The sequence below is a fragment of the Marinobacter sp. genome, from assembly GCF_033722195.1.
Lineage (GTDB): Bacteria > Pseudomonadota > Gammaproteobacteria > Pseudomonadales > Oleiphilaceae > Marinobacter.
In genome coordinates this window covers 1-8,232 of sequence record NZ_JAWVZL010000116.1, presented here as the reverse complement: position 1 = coordinate 8,232, position 8,232 = coordinate 1, and the positions used below count along the sequence as shown (strand labels likewise).

Genomic DNA, 8,232 nt, shown 5'->3' with positions numbered 1-8,232 from the left:
TCCTTCTGGTCGTAGGCGCCCTGGTCCTCCTCGAAGGTGGCGATCTTCTCGTCGAACAGGGAGTCGGCGGACTTGCGGCCCACCACGTCCACGTTGCCCTTGTAGAGCTTCAGCCGCACGGTGCCGTTGACGTAGACCTGGGTCTGGTCGATCAGGGCCTGCAGGGCTTCCCGCTCCGGGGACCACCAGTAGCCGTTATAGATGGCCTCGGCGTATCGGGGCATCAGGCTGTCTTTCAGGTGGGCCACCTCCCGGTCCAGGGTGATGGACTCGATGGCACGGTGGCCCTTGAGCATCACGGTGCCGCCCGGGGTTTCGTAGCAGCCGCGGGACTTCATGCCGACATAGCGATTCTCGACGATGTCCAGCCGGCCGATGCCGTTGTCGCCCGCCACCTTGTTCAGGTGTGCCAGCACTTCGTGGGCCTTCATGGCCTGGCCGTCAACGGCAACGATGTCGCCTTTCTCGTAGGTCAGCTCAATATAGGTAGGGGTATCCGGCGCGGCCTCCGGCGACACGCTCCAGCGCCACATGTCTTCCTCGGCTTCGGCCCAGGGGTCTTCCAGGTTGATGCCTTCGTAGGAGATGTGCAGCAGGTTGGCATCCATGGAGTAAGGCGACTTGCCCTTCTTCTTCTCCACCGGAATGTTGCGCTCCTCGCAGTAGGCCAGCAGCTTCTCGCGGGAATTCAGGTCCCACTCCCGCCAAGGCGCGATCACCTTGACGCCGGGCTTGAGGGCGTAGGCGCCCAGCTCGAAACGGACCTGGTCGTTGCCCTTGCCGGTGGCACCGTGGGAAATGGCGTCGGCGCCGGTACGGTTGGCGATGTCGATCAGCTTCTTGGCGATCAGCGGGCGGGCAATGGAGGTGCCCAGCAGGTACTCGCCCTCATAGACGGTATTGGCGCGGAACATGGGGAACACGAAGTCCCGCACGAATTCCTCCCGCAGGTCCTCAATGAAGATTTCCTTCACACCCAGGGCTTCGGCCTTGGCACGGGCGGGTTCGACCTCCTCACCCTGGCCCAGGTCGGCGGTGAAGGTGACCACTTCGCAATTGTAGGTGTCCTGCAACCAGCGAACGATGACCGAGGTATCCAGGCCACCGGAATAGGCCAGAACGACCTTTTTGATATCAGACATGCCCATGCTCCAGACTGATCAGAATGGCTGTACGAAAAAGAAAGGCAGGTATTGTACGGCAGTCAGGCCGGCGCGGCCAGAAGGCTCACCGGGGCAGCCGGAAGATGCTGTCCAGCTCGCCAGTCTTTCTCATCCGGCCCATGGCTTGGCGGACGGGCTCTAGCAATTCGGGAAAGCGAGCGTTGCGGGACATGAAGAGGCTGGCGCTTTGCTCGCCAACTACAAGGCCCTGACGAAACTCACTGGCCGGCAAACCCTGCGCCTCCAGCGTTCGGTAGAGCGCCTGGTCGCTGGAAACCACCGCATCCACACGCCGCAGCCTGAGCATCTCCAGGCCCTGGGCCAAGGCGTCCACCGGCACCTTGATGATGTTTTCGTCACGGGCGAAAGCCTCGCCGTAGTAGGAGCCCCGGATGTAGGCCACTTCCCGCCCAGCCAGACCCGACAGTGTCAGCGGATAAGTCTCGTCAGCGCGACCGGCAATGACGATGGACATGGTAAGGAGCTTATCCACCCGGATACCGGCAGCTTCGGCCGTGGGACTGTCGAACAGCACCACAAAGTCAGCCGTCCCCGAGGCAAGCTCCGCAATGGCACGGCGATGGGGGCGCAGTTCGTTCATCAGAGGAAGATTGACAATGGCGGCAATGCGATTGGCGAATTCGACCAGGGTGCCGGCCGGCTCACCGTCGGCGCCCAGGTAACCCCAGGGCCAGACCTCGGCAGTGGCAAAGTGCAGTCGTTGCTGACTGGAAACAGACTCTTCCGATGCCGCCGCATCAGCCAGCAGGGTAACGCAGGCAAACACCAGCAACATCGGCCGGAGAAGAGGGACAAGCTTCAAAATGTTCATCCCGGTACGGAAACAGAACGGCGACATTTGCCAGGCAGACGTCGCCAATTATTTTCTGAATCTCACTTAGGTCCGAGCATAATTGCCAGACCGGCCTCGGGTCAGGTTCAGACCGCGGCGCTGGCAACCCGAGGCTGAGTCGCCTCTTCACGAATGCCGTCCCAGCCTTCCTTGACCTGGCGCAGCAGGGCCGCCACTTCGTCCAGCTTGGCCACATCGTTGCGGGCATTGGCCTCGAACAGGGTGCGCTCCATGTAATCATAGAGCGCTTCCAACCGGGCAGCCAGCTCGCCACCCTTCTCGAAATCCAGGAAGCCACGCAGGCCCGCGATGATCTCCATCGCCTTGGAAATCAGCTTGCCCTTGCCGGCCATATCCTTGGCCTGCATCCGGGCCTTGGCCATGTTGATCCGCTCCAGCGCACCGTTGTACAGCAGCTGGATCAGCTTGTGGGGATCCGCATCAGTGATGCTGGTCTGGGTGTTGACGCGCTGGTAGGCTTTTAAACCGTTCATAATAAACCTCTTTATTTGCTCTTCTGCTTACCCGGATTCAGGGCAGCGAGATTGTTGGCAAGATAGTCCTGCAAACTGTTTAACTGCCCAATCAGGGCATCCGCAGAGGAGAACTGTGCAACAAGCCGCGCCCGATAACTTTCGGTCCTTTCCGCCAGTTGCACCCGGTCTTCAGCTATACGCTCAAGTGTGTTCTGGTAGGACTCTACCCGATTACCAATGGCGCCATCGGAATCAACAATACTGGTGACTACGTTCACCATGCGCTCGCCGATCCCTTCAATAAAACTCACTTCTCCCATCGAGCCTGTGGCAGTGCCGGACACCCGGACCTTGAGGCCCTCCGCATCACCCCTCTCGGCCAGCAGAGTCTGGCCCTCACCAAAAGCCTGGATTCCATCAATGGTACCCGCCACATCTGTGCCAGCAGTTCCGCTGGCCACTGACAGCCCCAGGGATGCCGCGCTATTGGTATCGACCGCTGTGATCGAAACATTAGAGACCGAACCAAAGCGCTGGGACGAGAGCACCAGTTGGTTGGCTCCGTCGAGGGATACCTTGACCGACTGATCCGCCGCACTCAGCGAGCTGTTGCTGTCCAACTGGCTCTGGATCTGCTTGACCAGATCTGCGCGGGAGTAAGTGCCCTGCGCCAGGGTTATCTCAGTGGCAGTTCCGTCATCCACCTTGATGGAGAAGGTGTCGTTATCCGCATCTATGGTAACGGGATCAGCAATCGCCACCGAGCCAGTGAAGGCCCCTCGAGAAGCCGCCTGAGTAATATTGATCGCATAGTCACCGGGCTTGGTGGCTGAGGTACTACTCACAAATTCCACGCTGGCATTACTACTACGGCCCTGCTCCGCAAACAGAGCCACCACATCATTGGGAGCCGATGCCAACTTCTTATCCAGCACTGATCGGTCGAAATCCATCAGCCCGGTTTCGAAGTTGGTGGTGATGCCAACATCCGCCAATGACCGAACACTGGCTCCCTCCAGACCCGGAACGATCTGCCCCATCAGGCTCCGAAGCTCCCGGTTAATGCCTCGCACCACCGAATCCCCGGTCAACAGGCTGCCGCCCTCGCCGGGAGTGAAGCGGGTCAGATCCTTGATAACGCCCTGGAGAGCGTTGTACTTGTCCACAAAGCCCTGCACCCGCTCACCGATGGCGCCGGTATCACGGGTGATCTTGACTTCGGTGCTGCCGAGATCGGTCAGAGACAGAGAAACACCGTCGATAACACCATCAACCTTGTTATCGGAACGGGAGATGGCGATGCCGTTGACTGTCAGGGCGGAGTCCTGGGCAGCCACTGTCTGGGTCAGGTTCTGGGCAGTGGAGTTAAAGGCAAGCTGGGACAGGCCGGTGGTATCGGTGTCGGTGCCGTCGGCATCCGCCACATCGATGGTGATGGCGTTGTCCGCACCGGTTTTTTCGCCGGTGAGACTCAGGCGAAAACCGGAGCCGGTATCAATCACGCTGGCAGAGACACCCAGAGCGGCTTCATTGATAGCCTTGGCAAGACCTTCGAGGGTGTTGTTGGAGCCGTCGATGACGATGTTCCCGGTTTTATCCCCTGCAGTCAGAGTCAAAGTACCGGTACCGACTGCGGTGACGTCCTTGTCCGCAAATGAGCCACTCGCCAGCGATGCCGCCTTTGCGAGAGCAGTGACTTCAATGTTGAACGTTCCGGCCTTGGCCTTCTTGGTATCCAGACCAACGTTCAGCACATCGCTGTTCGAGTTGCTGGACTTGAATGCCTGCATATCCTCAGCAGAGGCCAGACGACGTGCTGGAAGACGCAATTCCGTGACAGCACTCTTGAGCTTGCCGAAAGCAGAAATCAGGGCTTCAGTGCGTTGCTGGTCAAAATTGAGACGGGCCTCGGTCGGTTTCCGCTCGGCCGCAACCAGCTTATCCACCAGGTCCGAGGTGAGAATGCCGGATCCGATTCCGAGTGATGAAATACCTGCCATAACCTGCCTCCTTCTAAGGGGCTAATTCACTGCTGTTCTATTTATCGGCACCGGCCGGCAAAACTTTGCCTCATTTACGGCACCGATTTGTTACTTCTTGTTAAAGCCTCGGCCACGCTCGGGGTCAGAAGAAAGCCTTCTTCTGACCCCATTTTCATGGCTACCCGAACACAAAAACACCGCCGACCCTTGCGGGAACGGCGGTGCTGAATCACATTGCAACAGGGACTGAGCAATGGCTATTGATCAGACCTTGATGTTGAACAGGGTCAGCGGTTCATCCTGCTGCAATTTCTCTGCCAATCTCAATGCAACTTCGTCTGGAATCTGACGGATCACTTCCTGGGTTGACTGGTCCACAACACGGACAATGGTCTGACCCTTTTCGTTATCCACTTCAAATTGCAGATCCCGCTGCACGTTCTGAACAAAATCGTTCAGTTGAGATACCGCACCGTCCAGCCGCTTTCTCTGCTCTTCGTTCCTCGCCTCCAAGCGCTCGGCTTTTGACGGCTCCTGGCCGACGACCACACGATTTCCCGAAGCCTCGTTGGTCACGGAGGCCGGCTGTGCCGGGGCACTCCTGCTCTCTGCCAGAGGTGACGCAGACGCCCGAGCCGGAGCTTGCTCACTGGTGCGAACCAGCTTCAAATCCGGGCTGTTCAGATTTACGCCATTCATAAATCACCTCGCTTCCTTCCCTTTGTAAGGCACCCCAACGGGCTAAGGCCGGCGCCCTTGTGACGCCGGCCTTAGCAGGGCGAACCCTTACTGCAGGAGGGACAGAGCCTGCTGGGGACGGGCATTGGCCTGGGCCAGGACGGAGATACCGGCCTGCTGCAGAACCTGTGCCTTGGACAGCTTGGCAGTTTCGGCCGCGAAGTCCGCATCCAGAATCCGGCTCTGCGCGGCGGAGAGGTTCTGGGAGGTGGTGGCAATCGCGTCGATGGTGGAGCTGAAGCGGTTCTGGATCGCACCCAGATCAGCCCGCTGGCTGTTGACGCTCTGCAGGGCGGCGTCGATCGCCTCGATGGCGGCGTTAGCACCTTCCGCAGAGGTGATGTCGATCTCCGCTACGGACTGCAGGTCGCCAGCCACGGAAGCACCGGCTGCAGCGATAAACTCACCAGCGGTATCGGTCGCGCTGAAAGCAGCGTTGGAACTCAGATCAAGCTCACCGACCGTCCGGGAGCTTGAGCCTGCGGCCACGGCCACAGCCGAAGCATCCAGCCCACCCTGAACGGAGATCGCCTGGTTCACATTCTCGATCAGGATATCGTCGCCCGCATCGCTTTCGAGCAGCACATTGCCGTCAGAGTCCAGCTGTGCGGTGATGCCGGTTGTGGCGGAGGCGTCATTGATTGCTGAGACCAGGGCACTGTTGTCGTCACCGACTGTCGCGGAAACGGTTACCGGACTGCCGCCATTTTCACCGGTCAGATTGAAGGAGATGGTGCTGTTCGCTGTAACGCCAGAGATGGTCGCTTCTGTAAAGGCATTCGCCGTTACGCCGGTTTCTGCGGAGACGGCGTTGATCTGAGCGGCAACATCACCCGCCGTGGCGGCGGCTGCATAGGTTACTACCTCGGAGGCACCGTTACCGGAGACGGTGATGTTACCACCCGCGACAGCGCTTGCCGGCGCAGTAGTCGCAGCCGCAACAGTGGTTTTGCCTGCGTCGCCTGAAGCCGCCAGGGAGGCCGCCGTGTAGTTGCCAATGTCGGTGGCGCGCGCGCTGCCCAGAGTCACGTTAATGGTCTGGTTGGCGTTAGCACCAACCTGGAACTGGGCGTTGGTGAACTCACCGTTCAGCAGCGTACGGCCGTTGAAGTTGGTGGTGTCGGCAACACGGTTCAGCTCAGCCTGAAGCTGGGTCACTTCGGACTGCAGCGATTTGCGGTCAGAGGCGGAGTTGGTGTCGTTGGCAGACTGCACAGACAGCTCGCGAATACGCTGCAGCAGGTCACCGGCCTGGCCCAGAGCGCCTTCAGCAGTCTGTGCAAGGGAGATACCGTCGTTGGCGTTACGCTGGGCCACACCCAGGCCGCGGATCTGTGAATCAAAGCGGGAAGCGATCGCCAGACCGGCGGCGTCATCAGCCGCACTGTTGATCCGCAGACCGGAGGACAGACGCTCAAGAGCCTGGCTCTGGATGTCGGAAGACTTGTTCAGGTTGTTCTGGGCATTCAGTGACGCAATGTTGGTATTGATTGTGAGAGCCATGCTGCTTCTCCTAAAACCGTTTAGTTTCTCTTGGAAGAGGTCTGGCGCCCGTTTTCAGTGTTTGGGTGCGCCGCCCTGCTGTACCGTTTAACGACACGCCCCGGCAAACCTTGAGAAAAAATTTCGGCTTTATTGTTAAGGTTTGTAAAAGCGGCAACCAGCTTCCCCTCCCGGCCGGCAAAAAACCGGCAAATTGCTTATGCCCGGCCCCACTCATCCCAGATTAAAATTATTAAAAACAGAGATTTGAAAAACAAAACCCAAAAGTGGCACAGCATTCGCTTTACCGGATTCACGAGCGTTTATTTCTGAACTTCGGCCGGTAGGGCGCCTCCTCATGATCAGGCACTTGGCTTCCGGCTTCTCTGAGCAAGGAGAACGATATGCCTCAGATCATCAACACCAATACCGCGTCGCTGAATGCGCAGCGCAACCTGAATGCAACCCAGCGGGACGCGGACACGGCACTGCAGCGCTTGTCTTCCGGTCTTCGCATCAACTCCGCCAAGGACGATGCCGCCGGCCTGGCCATCTCGGAGCGTTTCACTTCCCAGATCAACGGTCTCAACCAGGCCATCCGGAATGCCAACGACGGCATTTCCCTGGCTCAGGTTGCGGAAGGCGCGCTCGGCGAATCCGGCAATATCCTGCAGCGGATTCGTGAGCTGGCGGTCCAGTCCGCCAACGCCACCAACTCCGCCTCTGACCGTCGCGCACTTCAGGCTGAGGTCAACCAGCTCAAGCAGGAACTGGAACGGGTCGCCACAACCACCGAATTCAACGGGCTGAAGCTGCTGGACGGCAGCTTCCAGGCCCAGAAGTTCCAGGCCGGTGCCAACGAGAACCAGACCATCGCCGTCTCCATCGAAGGCGCCCGCACCACTGACTTGGCCAACAATACCGTTGACGCTGCCAATACCACGCCCCAGCAAGGGACCGGCTCGGTAACCGCTGCGGCTCCAGACACCACTGCTCCCAATACCATCGCTGGCCAGACCGTAACGGTTTCCAGTTCCCTCGGCGAAGCGGCCGTGACCGTCGGTGCCGGCGATACGGCCGAGAAGATCGCCGCCGCCATCAATGGGGTTATCGAAGAGACCGGTGTCGAAGCAAAAGCCCGAACAGAAGCTGTCCTTTTCGGACTGGGCGCTCCTGGCACCGTTTCGTTGAAACTCTCCTCCGGGGGGGAGCAGGCTACCATCTCGGCCCAGATCGATGATGTTTCCGACCTTAGCCCGCTAGCGCGGGAGATCAATGCCGCTTCCGGCAGCACCGGCATCACGGCTGAGGTTGAGAATGGCCGGCTCACGCTTATCCAGGAACAGGGCAAGGACATCCAACTGGATGACTTCTCCACCAACGCGGCCACCACTACGGTCAGCTTCCGTGGCGGAGCTGAGGCAGACGCTGCGGCCATCACCCTTGATGGAGCCGCGGGTTCTACCACCGACAGTTCCAGGGCCGCTGGAGAAATCACCTTCGATTCCTCGGTAAGCTTTGCAGTCAGGTCCAACGTT

The 8,232-nt window shown here is 59.3% G+C and carries 7 protein-coding genes; 1 reads left to right on the top strand and 6 read right to left on the bottom strand.

The window, feature by feature from the left end; translation table 11 throughout:
• From R3280_RS14755 to R3280_RS14730, 6 genes are all read right to left on the bottom strand, one after another.
• Positions 1–1,142 (bottom strand): argininosuccinate synthase (locus tag R3280_RS14755; RefSeq protein WP_318999377.1); only part of this gene is annotated, 1,142 nt, incomplete at its 3' end.
• Positions 1,143–1,227: 85 nt separating this feature from the next.
• Complete coding sequence (locus R3280_RS14750) at positions 1,228–1,986, bottom strand: substrate-binding periplasmic protein (RefSeq protein ID WP_318999376.1); 759 nt, start codon at positions 1,984–1,986, stop codon at positions 1,228–1,230.
• Between the two features lie 116 nt (positions 1,987–2,102).
• Complete coding sequence (gene fliS / locus R3280_RS14745) at positions 2,103–2,510, bottom strand: flagellar export chaperone FliS (protein WP_318999375.1); 408 nt, start codon at positions 2,508–2,510, stop codon at positions 2,103–2,105.
• An 11-nt stretch (positions 2,511–2,521) separates the two neighbouring features.
• On the bottom strand, positions 2,522–4,492 hold the full coding sequence (gene fliD / locus R3280_RS14740) for a flagellar filament capping protein FliD (protein ID WP_318999374.1): 1,971 nt from the start codon (positions 4,490–4,492) through the stop codon (positions 2,522–2,524).
• 246 nt (positions 4,493–4,738) lie between these two features.
• Complete coding sequence (locus tag R3280_RS14735) at positions 4,739–5,173, bottom strand: flagellar protein FlaG (protein ID WP_318999373.1); 435 nt, start codon at positions 5,171–5,173, stop codon at positions 4,739–4,741.
• A gap of 87 nt (positions 5,174–5,260) precedes the next feature.
• A complete protein-coding gene (locus R3280_RS14730) occupies positions 5,261–6,715 on the bottom strand; it encodes a flagellin (protein WP_318999372.1) in 1,455 nt (484 codons plus the stop codon).
• Positions 6,716–7,098: 383 nt separating this feature from the next.
• Here R3280_RS14730 and R3280_RS14725 point away from each other — a divergent pair.
• Positions 7,099–8,232 (top strand): flagellin hook IN motif-containing protein (locus R3280_RS14725; RefSeq protein WP_318999371.1); only part of this gene is annotated, 1,134 nt, incomplete at its 3' end.